At 69.1% G+C, this 15,695-nt stretch carries 16 protein-coding genes and 1 tRNA gene; 9 read left to right on the forward strand and 8 right to left on the reverse strand.

The window, feature by feature from the left end; translation table 11 throughout:
• Window positions 1–38 precede the first annotated feature (38 nt).
• From IE160_RS02590 to IE160_RS02600, 3 genes are read left to right on the forward strand one after another with little or no spacing between them, the layout of a single operon-like run.
• A complete protein-coding gene (locus IE160_RS02590) occupies window positions 39–500 on the forward strand; it encodes a TetR family transcriptional regulator (RefSeq protein WP_179873211.1) in 462 nt (153 codons plus the stop codon).
• Window positions 497–2,089, forward strand: a complete 1,593-nt coding sequence (locus IE160_RS02595) for an MDR family MFS transporter (RefSeq protein ID WP_191151575.1) — start codon at window positions 497–499, stop codon at window positions 2,087–2,089. The genes IE160_RS02590 and IE160_RS02595 overlap by 4 nt, the downstream gene beginning before the upstream one ends.
• Window positions 2,090–2,098: 9 nt before the next feature.
• A complete protein-coding gene (locus IE160_RS02600) occupies window positions 2,099–3,034 on the forward strand; it encodes a 4-(cytidine 5'-diphospho)-2-C-methyl-D-erythritol kinase (protein ID WP_179873213.1) in 936 nt (311 codons plus the stop codon).
• Here the strand turns inward: IE160_RS02600 and IE160_RS02605 are convergent.
• The 4 genes from IE160_RS02605 to IE160_RS02620 are packed head-to-tail and all read right to left on the reverse strand — an operon-like array spanning window position 2,964 to window position 6,175.
• Window positions 2,964–3,596, reverse strand: coding sequence for a signal peptidase II (locus IE160_RS02605; protein ID WP_179873214.1), 633 nt, complete (start codon window positions 3,594–3,596; stop codon window positions 2,964–2,966). The genes IE160_RS02600 and IE160_RS02605 overlap by 71 nt on opposite strands.
• Window positions 3,597–3,631: 35 nt before the next feature.
• Window positions 3,632–4,798, reverse strand: coding sequence for an acetyl-CoA C-acyltransferase (locus IE160_RS02610; RefSeq protein ID WP_179873215.1), 1,167 nt, complete (start codon window positions 4,796–4,798; stop codon window positions 3,632–3,634).
• Window positions 4,795–5,442 (reverse strand): CoA transferase subunit B, encoded by a 648-nt coding sequence (locus IE160_RS02615; protein WP_179873216.1) that lies wholly within the window; start codon window positions 5,440–5,442, stop codon window positions 4,795–4,797. The genes IE160_RS02610 and IE160_RS02615 overlap by 4 nt, the downstream gene beginning before the upstream one ends.
• Before the next feature lies 1 nt (window position 5,443).
• Window positions 5,444–6,175, reverse strand: a complete 732-nt coding sequence (locus IE160_RS02620; RefSeq protein ID WP_179873217.1) for a CoA transferase subunit A — start codon at window positions 6,173–6,175, stop codon at window positions 5,444–5,446.
• 129 nt (window positions 6,176–6,304) lie between these two features.
• Between IE160_RS02620 and IE160_RS02625 the strand changes: the two genes are divergently transcribed.
• From IE160_RS02625 to IE160_RS02635, 3 genes are all read left to right on the forward strand, one after another.
• Window positions 6,305–7,087 carry an IclR family transcriptional regulator gene (locus IE160_RS02625; protein ID WP_191151576.1) on the forward strand — a complete coding sequence of 261 codons (783 nt, stop codon included), beginning with the start codon at window positions 6,305–6,307 and terminating at the stop codon, window positions 7,085–7,087.
• Between the two features lie 78 nt (window positions 7,088–7,165).
• Window positions 7,166–8,989: an ABC-F family ATP-binding cassette domain-containing protein gene (locus IE160_RS02630; RefSeq protein ID WP_191151577.1), complete on the forward strand. Its 1,824-nt coding sequence runs from the start codon at window positions 7,166–7,168 to the stop codon at window positions 8,987–8,989.
• A gap of 153 nt (window positions 8,990–9,142) precedes the next feature.
• On the forward strand, window positions 9,143–10,711 hold the full coding sequence (locus IE160_RS02635) for a SulP family inorganic anion transporter (RefSeq protein WP_191151578.1): 1,569 nt from the start codon (window positions 9,143–9,145) through the stop codon (window positions 10,709–10,711).
• Window positions 10,712–10,802: 91 nt separating this feature from the next.
• Here the strand turns inward: IE160_RS02635 and IE160_RS02640 are convergent, their stop codons facing one another.
• Together IE160_RS02640 and IE160_RS02645 are read right to left on the reverse strand one after the other, a co-directional pair.
• Entirely contained in the window at window positions 10,803–11,576 is a 774-nt protein-coding gene (locus tag IE160_RS02640; RefSeq protein WP_191151579.1) for an MIP/aquaporin family protein, read from the reverse strand.
• Between the two features lie 4 nt (window positions 11,577–11,580).
• Window positions 11,581–11,931, reverse strand: a complete 351-nt coding sequence (locus tag IE160_RS02645) for an ArsR/SmtB family transcription factor (RefSeq protein WP_191151580.1) — start codon at window positions 11,929–11,931, stop codon at window positions 11,581–11,583.
• A gap of 162 nt (window positions 11,932–12,093) precedes the next feature.
• Here IE160_RS02645 and IE160_RS02650 point away from each other — a divergent pair, with 162 nt between their 5' ends.
• On the forward strand, window positions 12,094–12,501 hold the full coding sequence (locus IE160_RS02650; protein WP_191151581.1) for an arsenate reductase ArsC: 408 nt from the start codon (window positions 12,094–12,096) through the stop codon (window positions 12,499–12,501).
• 25 nt (window positions 12,502–12,526) lie between these two features.
• Window positions 12,527–12,934: a DUF3592 domain-containing protein gene (locus IE160_RS02655; RefSeq protein WP_179873225.1), complete on the forward strand. Its 408-nt coding sequence runs from the start codon at window positions 12,527–12,529 to the stop codon at window positions 12,932–12,934.
• A gap of 7 nt (window positions 12,935–12,941) precedes the next feature.
• Here IE160_RS02655 and IE160_RS02660 read toward each other — a convergent pair whose 3' ends face one another.
• Window positions 12,942–13,445 carry a MarR family winged helix-turn-helix transcriptional regulator gene (locus IE160_RS02660; RefSeq protein WP_191151582.1) on the reverse strand — a complete coding sequence of 168 codons (504 nt, stop codon included), beginning with the start codon at window positions 13,443–13,445 and terminating at the stop codon, window positions 12,942–12,944.
• 93 nt (window positions 13,446–13,538) lie between these two features.
• Between IE160_RS02660 and IE160_RS02665 the strand changes: the two genes are divergently transcribed.
• Window positions 13,539–13,610: transfer RNA gene (locus IE160_RS02665), tRNA-Gln, on the forward strand.
• A 924-nt stretch (window positions 13,611–14,534) separates the two neighbouring features.
• Here IE160_RS02665 and IE160_RS02670 read toward each other — a convergent pair.
• Window positions 14,535–15,596, reverse strand: coding sequence for a type IV toxin-antitoxin system AbiEi family antitoxin (locus IE160_RS02670; RefSeq protein ID WP_191151583.1), 1,062 nt, complete (start codon window positions 15,594–15,596; stop codon window positions 14,535–14,537).
• Window positions 15,597–15,695 lie beyond the last annotated feature (99 nt).

A 15,695-nucleotide genomic window follows, 5' to 3' on the forward strand; every position in this document is an offset into this window, starting at 1 on the left:
ATTCTTGCAGTTGTGCATATACTGCATGAATGCAAGAAATGAGCAGGCGTGAGCAGAATCGTCGCGAGACGTGGGATGCCCTGCATCGCGCCGCCGCCGACCTCGCGCTCGACGGCGGTCCCGCGGCCGTGACGGTGGACGCCGTCGCCGCACGCGCCGGCGTCTCCACCCGCACGTTCTTCAACTACTTCGCCACGAAGGAAGACGCCATCATCGGGTTCCGCACGCCGAGCCTGAGCGCCGAAGCGGTCGACGCCTTCCGCATCGGTCCCGCGGATCTGCTCGAGCGCACGGTGAGACTCATCTTCGCGGCGTTCTCCTCCGTGACTCTGCCCGAGCACGTCGGCGGTCGCCGATTGGCCCTCGTGCAGCGCCACCCGGAGTTGCGGGCGACCTTCGACGCGCACGTCGCCGCTGTCGAGGCGCTCGTGGCACCTCTCCTTGCGGAGGAGATCCGCGAAGGACTCTCGACCTTCCGCGACCTCGGGATCGCCCGGTGACGGCCCCCGCGGGCGTGCCAGCAGCCCCGGTCGACGAGCGCGTCGACCGCCGCACCCTCACACTCCTCTTCCTCACCCTCATGGTCGTCATGCTGCTCGCGAGCCTCAGTCAGATGGTGCTCTCGAGCGCGCTCCCCACCCTGGTGGGCGAGCTCAATGGCGTGGAGCACCTCTCCTGGGTGATCACGGCGTACCTCCTCGCTGCCACGGTGACGATGCCCATCTACGGCAAGGTGAGTGACCTCCTCGGGCGCAAACCCCTCCTGCTCGCGGCTGTCATCCTCTTCATCATGGGCTCCGTGCTCGGCGGGCTGGCTCACGACATGACGATGCTCATCATCGCTCGGGCCGTCCAGGGTCTCGGCGGTGGAGGGCTCATGGTGCTCTCGCAGGCCGCGATCGCCGACGTCGTCCCGGCGCGCGAGCGCGGGCGCTACATGGGAATCCTCGGCGGAGTGTTCGCCTTCTCCTCGGTCGCCGGCCCCCTTCTCGGCGGCTGGTTCACCGAGGGGCCGGGATGGCGCTGGACCTTCTGGATGAACGTGCCGCTCGGCGTCGTCGCGGTCGTCGCGATCGCGATCCTGCTGCCCGTGCCGCCGCCTGCGCGGGGAGCTCGCGCCCGCATCGACTACCCCGGCATGGTTCTGCTCACGCTCGCGACGACGGGCATCGTGCTCATCGCCACGTGGGGCGGTACGCAGTTCGCCTGGGGCTCGGCGACGATGGTCGCGCTCATAGCGGGCAGCGTCCTCGCCGCAGGGCTGTTCGTCGTCGTCGAGCGGCGCTCGCCCGAGCCGGTCATCCCGCTGCGTCTGTTCCGGTCCCGCAACTTCGTGCTCGCGACGACAGCGGGCATGCTCGTGAGCGTCGCCATGTTCGGAGCCATGAGCTACATGCCCACGTACTTCCAGATGGCGGCGGGTGCGAGCGCGACCGAGGCCGGGCTGCTGATGATCCCCATGATGGCGACCTTCCTCACGACCTCGATCGTGGTCGGAATCGCCATCTCGCGCACGGGGCGCTACAAGGTGCTGCCGATCATCGGCTCGGTGGTGCTCGCGATCGGTCTCGGCCTGCTCTCCACCGTCGGGCTCGAGACCCCGATCGCGCTCGTGTGCACCTGGATGGCGCTCATCGGGGTCGGGCTCGGCACGAGCATGCAGGTCATGACCCTCATCGTGCAGAACACCTTCGCCCATCGCGAGGTGGGCACGGCCACGGCCGCGCAGAACTACTTCAGGCAGGTCGGGGGCACGCTCGGCACCGCGGTGGTGGGTGCCGTGTTCGCGGCGCGACTCACGGGGCTACTCGCAGACCGAGTGCCCGCAGAGGCAGCCGCAGCACCGGGCGTGAGCTCCCTCACGCCCGAGCTCGTGGCGGGACTGCCGGAGGCGCTGCGCCTGCCGATCGTCGCCTCCTACAACGATGCGCTCATGCCCATCTTCCTGGCCGTCGTGCCGCTCGCCCTCGCGGCGGCCGCCGTGCTCGTCTTCCTCATCGAAGCTCCTCTTGCGACGACGATCCGTGGAGAGGGCGCCAGCGGGCAGGACCAGGGCGCAAAGGATCGGGAGCCCACGCCGCTCGCATAGGGTGGTGGCATGACGGCTGCGGCGACCCCTCCTGTCGTGCACGCGCGGGCGCCGGGCAAGATCAATGTCTTCATGAAGGTCGGTTCGCTCCTCGACGACGGCTACCACGACGTCGCGACCGCCTATCAGGCGATCTCCCTCTACGAGGAGGTCTTCGCGCGCGACGCCGACGACTTCTCGGTGCGCTTCCGCGGCCCCATCGACACGGCCGGGCTGCCGACCGACGGCAGCAATCTCGCAATCCGCGCGGCGCGCCTGCTCGCCCGCACGACGGACTACCGCGGTGGCGTGGCTCTCGACATCGAGAAGCACGTGCCGATCGCCGGCGGCATGGGGGGCGGCTCTGCCGACGCGGCGGCGACCCTCGTCGCGTGCGACCACCTGTGGGGCACCCGGCTCGGTCGGGATGAGCTGCAGTCTCTCGCCGCCGAGCTCGGCGCCGACGTTCCCTTCGCCCTCATGGGCGGCACGGCCGTCGGCACGGGCCGGGGCGACCGCCTCTCGCCCGCGCTCGCACAGGGCACCTTCCACTGGGTGCTCGCCCTCGCCGACTCCGGGCTGTCGACGCCCGAGGTCTACGCAGAGCTCGACCGGCATCGAGAGCGTCACGCGAGCGACATCGCTCCTGCTCCCGAGCAGCCCGCCGTCGAGGTCGAGGTGCTGCAGGCACTGCGCGCGGGCGACGCGCACCAGCTCGCCGAGTACCTCTACAACGACCTGCAGGCACCGGCCCTGCACCTGCAGCCCGAGCTCGCGCAGACCCTCGAGCAGGGGGAGCTGCAGGGCGCCCTCGCGGGCATCGTCTCGGGCTCCGGCCCGACAGTCGCCTTCCTCGCGGCCGACGCGGATGCCGCGCTCGAGCTGCAGGTTGCGCTCAGTGCGTCCCGGTTGACGGTGCTGCGCGCGACGGGTCCTGTTCACGGGGCACGGGTCGTCGCGGGCTGACGCCGAGCAGGCTCAGCAGCACGATCGCGATCGCACCGCCGACGAGGGCGATGTCGGCGACGTTGCCGACGAAGAAACCGAAGTAGTCGATGAAGTCGACGATCTCCCCGCGCGCGAAGCCAGGCTCGCGGAAGAGCCGATCGCCGAGGTGGCTGATCGCACCGCCGAGGAGCGCTCCGCCGGCGAGAGCCCACGGCACACTGGAGATGCGGGCGACGAAGATGGCGATGCCGACCACGGCGACCGCCGCCACGATTGCCAGAATCCAGGTGTAGTCGCCGCCGATGCCGAAGGCCGCCCCCGGGTTGTAGACGAGCCGCCACTCGATCCAGTCGCCGATGACGGGAACACCGACGCCGCGCTCGAGCGTCGCCTCGGCCCAGTACTTGGTGCCCTGGTCGAACAGGATGATGCTCGCCGCCCACACGAGAGTCCACGGCAGCACGCGGCGGATCGGTCGGGTCTCGATCGGCTCCTCCGCCGGCACAGAGCTCGCGGTAGGCGACGGCCCGTCGGCGGGTGTGGAGCTGGCGGGCTGGGCGTGCGACTCGTCGGCGGGCATCCCCCTATTCTGCCCTGTGGGGGAGGGGCGCGGAGTCAGAGAGCGCGCAGCACGATCGCCGAGCCCTGACCGCCGCCGCCGCACAGGGCAGCTGCGCCGAGCGAGCCCGCGCCGAGCGCCTGGAGTCGGCGGGCGAGGTGCCCCACGAGGCGAGCACCGGAGGCCCCGATCGGGTGGCCGAGCGCGATCGCGCCGCCGTGCGGGTTGATGAGCTCGTCATCGACCCCGAGCACGTCGGCGGATCGCACGGCCACGGAGGCGAAGGCCTCGTTGATCTCGACGCCCGCGAGCTCGTCGACACGCAGACCGGCGCGGTCGAGAGCCGCCTCGATCGCGCGGGCCGGCTGCTCGAGCAGGGAGAGGTCGGGCCCGGCGACGAGCGCGCCGGCCTCGATGCGCGCGAGCGGGGTGAGGCCGAGCTCGGCGGCGTAGGACTCCTCGACGAGCACGAGCGCCGCCGCACCGTCGGAGATCTGCGAGGCGTTGCCCGCGGTGACGGTGCCCTCGCTCGCGAACGCGGGGCGCAGACGCGCGAGCGACTCGGGCGTCGTGTCGGCGCGCAGGCCGTCGTCTGCGGTGATCGCACCGACCTTGGCGGAGGGCGTCACGGGCGTGATCTCGTCGGCGAGCATCCCGACCGAAGTCGCGAGGCGCTCGTGGGAGCGCGCCGCCCAGGCGTCCTGCCGATCGCGAGAAATGCGCGCGGAGGCCGTGTGGCCTTCCGTGAGCGAGCCCATGGAGGTGCGCTCGAAGGCATCGCTCAGACCGTCGTGCTCGAGCGTGTCGACGACCTCCATCGCGCCATAGCGGCGCCCCATGCGGGCATCGCGCAGCACGTGCGGCGCGAGCGTCATGGACTCCTGGCCGACCGCGACGACGATGCGCGCCTCGCCGGCGGCGATCGCGCGGGCGCCGGCGGCGACGGCCTCGCTGCCCGAGAGGCACACGACGTTGAGGGTGGCGGCGGGGGTCGTGAGCGGGATGCCCGCCGCGACGGCTGTCTGCCGCGCAGGGTTCTGGCCCGCGCCGCCCTGGAGCACCTGCCCGGCGATCACGAGGTCCACCTGATCGGGGGAGACTCCTGCGCGACCGAGAGCGGCCGTCGTCGCGTGCGCGCCGAGCTCTGTCGCGGAGAGGGCGGAGAAGACCCCGCAGAACTTCACGAAGGGTGTGCGGGCGTACCCCGCGATGACGGTGCTCATGCGGCCTCCTCCAGCTCGACGGCGAACGGTGCGCCCGTGTCGGACCGTAGCGCATCGAGTTCTTCGCCCGGCGCGAGGCGGCGCAGCACGAGTCCGTTGTCGGTAACGTCGAACACCGCGCGATCGCTCACGATGCGGTGCACGACGCCGACGCCCGTGAGGGGCAGATCGCACTCGGCGACGATCTTCGGGCTGCCGTCCTTCGCGCAGTGCTCGGTGATGACGACGACGCGGGGCACGCCCGCGACGAGGTCCATCGCGCCGCCCATGCCTTTGACGAGCTTGCCGGGAATCATCCAGTTGGCGAGGTCGCCGCGGGCAGAGACCTGCAGGGCGCCGAGGATGGCGATGTCGACGTGCCCGCCGCGAATCATGGCGAACGAGGTCGCCGAGTCGAAGTACGATCCGCCGGGCAGAATCGTCACGGTCTGCTTGCCGGCGTTGATGAGGTCGGCGTCCTCCTCGCCCTCGACGGGGAAGGGGCCCATACCGAGCATCCCGTTCTCGCTCTGCAGCGACACCGAGACCCCGGGGGGCAGGAAGTTGGCGACGAGGGTCGGGATGCCGATGCCGAGGTTCACGTACTGCCCGTCGGCGAGCTCGAGTGCCGCGATCGCGGCCATCTCTTCACGCGTCCAGCTCATGTCAGCGACCTCCGTCTGTCTCTGCGCTCGCCGTTCGCGGGCGCGTCGTGCGCTTCTCGATGGGCTTCTCGCGGTCGCTCGCCGGCACGACGTGCTGCACGAAGACGCCGGGGGTGTGAATCTCGTCGGGGTCGAGGTAGTTCTCCTCGATGATCTCCGCCTCGGCGAAGGTGACGCGGCCGCACATGGCGGCGAGGGGGTTGAAGTTGCGCGCAGTCTTCCGGTAGATGAGATTGCCCTCGCGGTCGGCGCGGTGCCCCCGCACGAGGGCGACGTCGGCGACGATGCCGCGCTCGAGCACGTACTCGACGCCGTCGAGCTCGCGCGTCGGCTTGCCCTCGGCGACGGGCGTGCCGACCCCCGTGCGCGTGTAGAAGCCGCCGATGCCGGCGCCTCCCGCGCGCATGCGCTCGGCGAGCGTCCCCTGAGGTGCGAACTCCACCTCGAGCTCTCCCGAGAGGTACTGCTCGGCGAAGAGTCTGTTCTCGCCCACGTAGGAGGAGATGACGCGGCGCACCTGTCGGTTCTCGATGAGCAGACCGAGTGCGACGCCGTCGACACCCATGTTGTTGCTCACGATCGTGAGGTCTTTCACGCCCAGGTCGCGCAGCGCTTCGATGAGGTCGGTGGGGTTGCCGCTGAGCCCGAATCCTCCGACCGCGATCGTCTGCCCGTCGGTGACGACGGGTTCGAGAGCCTCCGCCGCCGAGCTCCTGACCTTGCTGCTGCCCATCTCGACTCCTCCTCAGCGGGTCACCGGTGACCACATTCTGATGAGTGCTGACGCTATCTAGCCCCCGCTGGACGGTCAACGTCTGCACTCATTGTGGAATCCGAGGCGGAGATGGTCCATTATGTGGACATGAATGCTCCGCTCGAGCCGCGCACCGGTACGCAGGTCGTCGCGCGCGTGGGTGCGGTGCTGCGGGCGGTGAGCGCCCACGCCCCCGCGCCGATCTCGACGAGCGACGTCGCGGCCGCGACCCGCCTCACGCGCCCGACGGCCCACCGCCTGCTGAGCGCGCTCGCCACCGAGGGCTTCCTCGATCGAGATGGTGCCGGTTGGGTCACGGGCCCCGAGCTCTACCTCATGGGCTCGATCGCCGCCGAGCGCTACGACATCGCCGAGCTCGCGCGCGAGCACGTGCGCGAGCTCGCGCGCCTCACGGGGGAGAGCGCGTTCCTCTCCGCGCGCCGCGGTGACGAGACGGTGTGCCTCCTGCGGGAGGAGGGCAGCTTCCCGATCCGCTCGTTCGTGCTGCACGAGGGCATCCGCTTCCCCCTCGGCGTCGCATCGGCGGGCCTCGCGATCCTCGCCTTCCTGCCCCAGGAGGAGCGCGATGAGTACCTCGACCGCGCTCGCCTCGAGGGAGAGTGGGGAGTCTCGCACGCCACCGCGCAGCTCCTCGAGCGTCTGGAGCGCACGCGCGCGACCGGGTACTCGGTGAATCCCGGCCTCCTGGTCGAGGGAAGCTGGGGCATGGGCGCGGCGGTGTTCGACGAGCGCGGCCGCCCCGCGTGGGCCCTCTCGCTCACGGGCATCGAGTCGGGGTTTCGCGACGACCGCCGCCGCGAGCTCGGTCGCGCGCTCCTGCAGCACGCGCACGCGCTCACGCAGCAGCTCTCCCGGGCGCCCGGCCGCTGAGCCTCCGCGGCCGCGCCTCGGCGCGCGCCCGTCTGGCACCCCGCGACCGCCCAGCGGCCTGCCTCTAGGCTGATGCGAATGGCCCACCTGCTGGGAGCCGAGCAGCTCCGCGTCGAATATCCCACCCGCGTCGTCCTCGAGGGGGTCACGGTGGGCATCGGCGACGGCGACCGCATCGGCGTGGTCGGGCGCAACGGCGACGGCAAGTCCACCCTGCTGCGCATCCTCGCCGGCCTCCAGGAGCCCGACGACGGTCGCGTCACGCGCCGCCGCGGCGTGACCCTCGGGATGCTCGACCAGACCGATGACCTGGGAACGGGTCGCACGGTCATCGACACCGTCGTGGGCGACCGCGACGAGCACGAGTGGGCGGGAGACGCCAACGTGCGCGACGTGCTCGCGGGGCTCATCGCCGACATCCCCGGCAGCACCCTGGTCGACGACCTGAGCGGTGGCCAGCGCCGCCGCGTCGCCCTCGCCGCCCTTCTCAGTCGGGAATGGGACATCGTCGTGCTCGACGAGCCCACCAACCACCTCGACATCGGCGGCGTCGCGTGGCTCGCCGAGCACCTCAAGCGCCGGTGGCCGCGCGGGCAGGGCGCCCTGCTCGTCGTGACGCACGACCGGTGGTTCCTCGACGAGATCAGCGAGAACACGTGGGAGGTGCACGACCGCATCGTGGAGCCTTTCGAGGGCGGCTATGCGGCCTATGTGCTGCAGCGCATGGAGCGCGACCGTCAAGCGGCGACCATGGAGTCGAAGCGCCAGAACCTCATGAAGAAGGAGCTCGCCTGGCTGCGGCGCGGGGCGCCCGCCCGCACGGCCAAGCCGAAGTTCCGCATCGAGGCCGCGAACGCGCTCATCGCCGACGTGCCGCCGCTGCGCAACACCGTCGAGCTCGCGCAGATGGCCACTTCGCGCCTCGGCAAAGACGTCATCGACCTGCTCGACGTCGGCGTGAGCTACGGCGACACCGAGATCCTGCGCGATGTCGAGTGGCGCATCGCTCCCGGCGAGCGCACGGGCATCCTCGGCATCAACGGCGCCGGCAAGTCCACACTGCTCAAGCTCATCGACGGCTCGCTCGAGCCCACCACCGGCCGCGTCAAGCGGGGAAAGACCGTCGTCGTCGCGACACTCGACCAGCAGCTCGGCGACCTGAGCGCCGTCGCCCACCAGCGTGTGAGCGCCGTCATCGCCGAGAAGCGCACGACCTACGTCACGGGCGGCAAAGAGCTCACGCCGGGCCAGTTGCTCGAGCGCATGGGCTTCACCTCGGCCCAGCTCTCCACCCCCGTGAAAGACCTCTCCGGTGGACAGAAGCGCCGCCTCCAGCTGCTGCTGATCCTGCTCGACGAGCCCAACGTGCTCATCATGGACGAGCCCACCAACGACATGGACACCGACATGCTCGCGGCGATCGAGGACCTGCTCGACTCGTGGCCCGGCACGCTCGTCGTCGTGAGCCACGACCGGTACCTGCTCGAGCGCGTCACCGACAACCAGTACGCGATCCTGAACGGGCGGCTGCGCCACCTGCCGGGTGGGGTCGACGAGTATCTGCGCATCGCGGCGTCCGCCGCGGTGCCCACGGGATCGCAGGATGCGGGGCGCGCGACCGTGGCCTCCGTCACGGAGGCGGGAGGAGCATCCGCGACCGCGGCCCCCGTCTCTCGCCTGTTGGGGGCGGAGAAGCGCAACGCCGAGAAGGAGCTCGCCGCCGCCGAGCGCAAGATCGCCAAGCTGCAGGGCCAGATCGACGCGCTGCACGTCCAGCTCGCCGAGCACGACCCCGCCGACTACGCCGGCATGGGCGCTCTGCACGAGCAAGTGCGCGGGCTCGAGTCGCAGCTCGCCACCGTCGAGACGCGCTGGCTCGAGCTCGGCGAGCTGCTCGCCTAGAGAACACTGCCCGGAGTGCCTGGCGACGCTCCGTGTAGGCTGGGAGCGACGCCGCAGTCTGCGTCACCTTCCCACACCCCCGGTTCGATCTGGACGCCGCTTGTGCCTGTGCGCCGCGGCCGCCGCTGAATCCGCAGGACTGCCTGCCGCGCGATGACGCGCTCCTGTCATGTCCTGTGCGCGCGATCCGCGCCCGATCGAAGGGTGACCTCCGTGTCCCTGCTGTCCAAGATTCCGTTCCGCCAGTCCCAGACGCTCGGCGCGCTGCGCAGCCCGCGCATCCTCACGCGCGAGGTGCTCGCGGGCCTCGTCGTCGCGATCGCGCTCATCCCCGAGGCGATCGCCTTCTCGATCATCGCGGGCGTCGACCCGCGCGTCGGGCTGTTTTCCTCGTTCGTCATGGCCGTCGCGATCGCCTTCCTCGGCGGTCGCCCCGCCATGATCACCGCCGCGACGGGAGCGATCGCGCTCGTGATCGCGCCGGTCGCGCGCGAGTACGGCACCGACTACTTCATCGCCACGGTGATTCTCGGCGGGCTCATCCAGGTGGTCATGGCGGCGACCGGCTTCGCCAAGATCATGCGCTTCATCCCGCGCTCGGTGATGGTCGGCTTCGTCAACGCGCTCGCGATCCTCATCTTCACCGCGCAGCTGCCCTACCTGTTCGATGTGCCGTGGCAGGTCTACCCGCTCGTCGCGGTCGGCCTCCTCATCATGATCGGGATGCCCCGCCTCACGACTGTCGTGCCGGCACCGCTCGTCGCGGTCGTCGTCGTGACGGTTCTCGTCGCGTGGATGTCGATCACGGTTCCGACTGTGGGCGACCAGGGCGACCTGCCCGAGAGCCTGCCCGAGCTGCTCTGGCCGGACGTGCCGCTGAACCTCGAGACGCTCGGCATCATCGGGCCATACGCGATCGCCCTCGCGGTCGTCGGGCTTCTCGAGTCGCTGCTGACGGCGAAGCTCGTCGACGACATCACCGACACCCCGTCGGGCAAGACCCGTGAGGCGTACGGCCAGGGCATCGCCAACGTGCTCAGCGGCTTCTTCGGCGGCATGGGCGGGTGCGCCATGATCGGCCAGACGATGATCAACGTGAAGGTCTCGCGAGCGCGCACACGCCTCTCGACGTTCTTCGCCGGCGTGTTCCTCCTCGTCCTGGTACTCGCCCTCGGCGATGTCGTCGCGGCGATCCCCATGGCTGCGCTCGTCGCCGTCATGGTCATGGTGGCCTTCGCGACGTTCGACTGGCACAGCGTGCAGCTGGGCACGCTGCGGCGCATTCCGAAGAGCGAGACCTCCGTCATGGTCACGACGGTCGTCGCGGTCGTCGTCACGCACAACCTCGCCATCGGGGTCGGTCTCGGTGTGGTCGTCGCCATGGCGCTCTTCGCCCGCCGGGTCGCCCACTTCGCGACCGTGGAGCGGCGCATCGTCGACGCGCTCGACGGAACGCAGTCGGCGCTGTACACGGTCGACGGGGAGCTGTTCTTCGCCTCGAGCAACGACCTCACGACGCAGTTCCACTACCGCGACGACCCCGAGTACGTCGTCATCGACCTCTCGCGCTCGCACATCTGGGACGCCTCGACGGTCGCCTCGCTCGACGCCATCACGACGAAGTACGAGCGCTACGGCAAGAGCGTCGAGATCATCGACATGAATGACGAGTCGTCAGCGCTGCACGGGCGCCTCGCCGGCCACCTCGGCGCCGGGCACTAGCGCGCCGAGAGGTGTCGAGTCGAGTGCTTCTGTCGAGTTGACGGTTCGCGACACTCCTGTTCGACAGAAGCGCACAACTCGACGCGGCTGATCAGCGGGTGAGGCCCATCTGCAGGTCGACGCGGTAGCCGTGCTTCGCGGCGGCGTCCGTGAGCGTGCCGGGCTCGTCGGGGTCGCGCGGCGTCTCGGCGACGACGATGACGGTGCGCGGGTAGAGCAGCACGGCGAGCCCGACGGCGATGGCTGCGCCGAGCAGTTGCGCGGCGATGAAGGGCGGGGCGCTCGCCGGGGCGATTCCCGCGAAGGTGTCTGACAGCATCCGCCCGATCGTGATGGCGGGGTTCGCGAAGCTCGTGGAGGCGGTGAAGAAGTACGCCGAGCCGATGTAGGCACCGACCGCGGGCGCCACCCAGTCGAGCCGGTTCGAGCGCACGAGGGCGAGGATCACGAGCACGAGTCCCGCTGCGGCGACGACCTCGGCGAGCAGGTTGGCCCCCGTCGCGCGTGCGGTTGTACTGATCGTGACCGCGGGCAGGGCGAACATCGCGTTGCCGAGAATCGCGCCGGATGCGCACCCCGCGATCTGCGCGACGACGTACGCGGGGGCATCCCGCCACCGCATTCCGCCCAGGGTCGCGATGGCGAGGGTCACGGCGGGGTTGAAGTGCGCCCCGCCGACGGGGCCGAAGACGAGGATGAGCACCGTGAGGCCCATCGCTGTCGCGAGTGCGTTGATGAGCAGCTGTACGCCGACGTCGGGCGTGAGGGTCGTCGCCATGATGCCGGAGCCGATGACGATCGCGGCGAGCAGAGCGCTGCCGAGGTATTCGGCGAGCAGGCGGCGGGGCAGCGGGGGAGTGGTCACGGGCTTAGACCGTCGCGAGGAGGTGGGCGACGGAGTCGAGCGAGCCGGGCACGAGCCGGAAGTACGCCCACGTGCCGCGCTTCTCGCGCTCGAGGTATCCGGAGTCGACGAGCACCTTGAGGTGGTGCGAGACGGTCGGCTGGCTGAGACCGAGCGGCTCGGTGAGGTCGCACACGCATGCCTCGGCGCCCTCGCTCGCGGCGACGATCGAGATGAGCCTCAATCGCGCCGGGTCGGCGAGGGCCTTGAGCGAACGGGCGAGGTCGTCGGCGTGGTCGGCGCTGATCGTCTCGCGCGTGAGGGGCGAGCAGCACGCCGTGGCGTCGATGACGGGCAGCAGTTCTCGTATGGTCATGCGGGCATCCCCTCGTTCATCGTGCGTTCACCGTCGGGCTGTTCCATTGACAGTGGTCGATGCGACGAGCGTATCCTGGTCATCGACGTTCATCAATACATCAGGTGCGACCCCTCCGGGGTCGGCCCGCCCGCGCACCTACTCACCCACGAGGGAGCACCCGTGTCCGACACCCCCACCGTCCTGTTCGTCTGCGTCCACAACGCCGGCCGCTCGCAGATGGCCGCCGGCTACTTGCGCCACTTCGCCGGCGACCGCGTCGAGGTGCTCACGGCCGGTTCGGAGCCCAAGGATCAGATCAACCCGACCGCGGTCGAGGCCATGGCGGAGGAGGGCATCGACATCGCGAACAACACGCCCAAGGTGCTCACGACGGAGGCCGTGCGCGACTCGGACGTCGTCATCACGATGGGCTGCGGCGACGCGTGCCCGATCTTCCCCGGCAAGCGCTACGAAGATTGGGAGCTCGAGGATCCTGCCGGGCAGGGCATCGAGTCGGTGCGCGTGATCCGCGACGACATCAAGGGCCGCATCCAGGCGCTCCTCGCGGAGCTCGTCCCCACCGCCTGAGCCCGACTGGCCCTACGATGTGAGGGTGACCGAGCCCCTCGATGCCATCGCGATCGCCGCCGAGGTCTTCGCGTGGCTCGCCCTCCCCGTGGGTCTCGTGCTCCTCGTGATCGGCATCGGCCGTCGCGCGTGGTCGAGCCGCTACACGACGGCGAAAGCTGTCGTCGCGACGGTGCGCGACCGCGATGCGAAGATCCGCTGGTTCGGGGAGGAGGGCGAGGTGCGCGAGAGCACGTCGCCGCTCACGGGTCAGATTCCTGCTGTCGGGGATGCCCGCACTGTGTGGGTGCACCCCTCGCGCCCGGACACGCCGCGCCTCGACGACCCCTCGCACGACGGGCGAGTGCTTCTGACTCTCGGCGGCATCCTCACCACCGTCGGGGCGATCGCGACGATCGTCGCGTTCCTGCTGCCCCTCATGGCGAGCGCGTAGGCACAGCTCAGGCAGGCATCTCGTCGAAGCCTGCACCGAGCGTGCGCAGCAGGTCGGCGAGCTGCGTCTGATCGGCGCGCGGCAGCCTCTCGAGCAGCTCGGCTTCGCTTTGCAGCAGCACGCCGATCGCGCGGTCGACGCGGCTGCGCCCCTCCGCCGACATCCTGACCCGGATGCTCCGCCCATCGTTGGGGTCGGTGCGACGCTCGACGAGCCCGCGCACGGTGAGCCGGTCGACCCGATTGGTCATGGTGCCGCTCGAGACGAGCGTCTGCTGCAGCAGAGCCTTGGGGCTGAGCTCGTAGGGTTCACCCGCGCGACGCAGAGCGGAGAGCACGTCGAACTCCCACGACTCGAGCTCGGAGGCCGCGAAGGCGGCCTTGCGCGCGCGGTCGAGGTGGCGCGCGAGGCGGCTCACGCGCGAGAGCACCTGCAGCGGTTCGACGTCGAGGTCGGGGCGCTCGCGGCGCCACGCGTCGACGATGCGGTCGACCTCGTCCGGCTGCGTCATCCCTCTATTATCGAGGTGCGCGCCTCGGCGTCGCCCTTTCGAGTGCTCGCGCGCGCTCTGGCAGACTGGAGCCGTCCCTCTCTGGGGGCGCTTTCCGCCTTGGTGTAATGGCAGCACGACAGCCTTTGGAGCTGTTAGGTCCAGGTTCGAGTCCTGGGGGCGGAGCGATCCGAAGGATCGCTCCGGAGTGACGGTCAGTCGAGTCACGTCGTGAATGGGCGCCGACACGCTCGAGAACTTTGGCTGGCTAGGCACTCTCTAGTCCGCGAAGAAACGCTTGAGCCGACTGGCTCACGTCTGCCCGCAGTTGCTCCGTCGGCGAATCGTCACCGGCCTGGTTGAGTTGGAGCACAACTGCGCCCACAATGCCGGACGCCGGGTCTGCGAGCTTGCTCACGGCTTCTACAACTATCTCCCTGACCGGCTCCACGTGCGGAGGTAGCCGAACCTCCGCAACGGCGGCCGCAGCGGCACGAGGCCCGCGCGGCGCGTACATGATCACGAAAGCGAGATCGTACGCGTCCTTGTCTTCGCCGCGCGACATCATCGCTGCAGACTTCGCGGCCAGGTAACCCCCCAAGCTGGCGAACTTCAAGCGCACGGCATCCGGCGCTCCCGGCAACTCTGCAAGTATCGCGGTCGGAACCCGGAGGTTGCGCTCGATAGGATCGTGCAACGCAGCCGCCGGCCCGCGAAAATTTTGGACCCTCGCCCTGGTCGCCCCCCGGGAGCGCCATCGGTTGACCGGGGTGGTCGTAGACATCGCTGAGCAGATCGAGCCTTACTACGGAGTCACCGAGCACTCCGTTCCATTGCCACCCGTGGTCGCCTGACCTGGGATGGAACTGCGCAGCCTCGAGAGCCTGATCCAGCCACTCGAAGTCCTGATCATCGCGCTCAAGACTGAGACCCAACTCGAAGAGTAAATCCACGTCGGTCGTTCCCAGGTGCGGGTATGGCGAGTCGGGCGCCAAGAAGTCGGGGTTCAACCCGCCGATGACGACGAAGTCGGAAACGTGAGGTCCTGCAAGCAGGGCCAACCGCACGAGCACTTCTTCCGCCCGGTGACGGGTGGCACTACTTCGCTCGTCAGAAGCCAATCGCGATCTCCCGAAGGTGTTCCGCAGCCTCTAGCGCCCGCCCGCCAGAACGCACCAGGTCCGCATAGACCCGTACCGGAGACGCGACGGGCAGCCCATCGATGTGTCGATCGAATTCGAAGGTGAAGCGCGGTGCGCTGCGAAGATGCACGCGTCCACCCCGATCGACGACCGTCATGTCGTCGTGGCGCGTTAGTCGCTCGATTGAGCTTTCGAAGTCCTTGTCGGGAACGTAGACAATCATGTCCGGCACAGATGTTGTGAACGGGGCAAGTGCAGAGGCACCAAGCCAGCCGGAGACTGCCCACGGTGTAGTTGTGAGACCTTGGGAAAGGTAGCGTTGCCAATCGCGAGGTTCGCGCGAGAGCACGTGAAGTTCTGCACCCTCCTCGCTGTGGGTGGATCGCTTGTACCAGGCCGCCCAATCGCTCAACAGCCTCCCCCGCTGCGGAAGCTCTCGCCACGATGTCGGCCCTCTTTCTGGGCCGAACTTGGAGGTGTAGCCCTCGTTATCGAGCATGAGCAGGACCTTGGCAACCGAACTTGGCGAGATCCCTGTTGCTTCAGCGATCAACGAGATGCGGTCAATACTGCTCCACGGTGTGGGTGCTGGACTCACCGCGGATATCTGACGGCTGAGGATGTACTCGACGACCCGCTTCGCGCTGGGTGACCAGTTCATTCCGGTCAGCATGCGGCGCGGGATCGGTTTCGGCTTCTGTCGGGATATGTATATGCCGCTATCTGGGGTGATCTCTGCGTGACCAGCGGCATCCGCCCACGAGAGCCGGTGCTCAGTGAGCAACTCGACTGCACCGGGGCTCATGCGGCGCGCGGTGACGACCATTGTTCCGCGCTGCTCCGGATTGCGCGCCTTATTGAGCAGTATTCGAACGTCGGCAGGGAACCCTTCACCGATCCATTCTGGATCGAGTCGGATCGTTGTGCCGTTGTAGCGGAGCTCGACATGGTTGATGCCGTCGACTGGCATCATGGCGGGCGGCACGACGTTCATGAGAACAGCGATGCCGGGGTTGTTTCCAGATTTCACAGTTTTCACTGTATCAAGAAACAACTCAGTTTTCTCGAAATAACTTCCAAGAAGCTGGAAGGGGAAACAAATCGGCACAGTACTCGAGGTCCGCTCCCG

This window comes from Chryseoglobus sp. 28M-23, from assembly GCF_014789785.1.
GTDB lineage: Bacteria > Actinomycetota > Actinomycetes > Actinomycetales > Microbacteriaceae > Microcella > Microcella indica.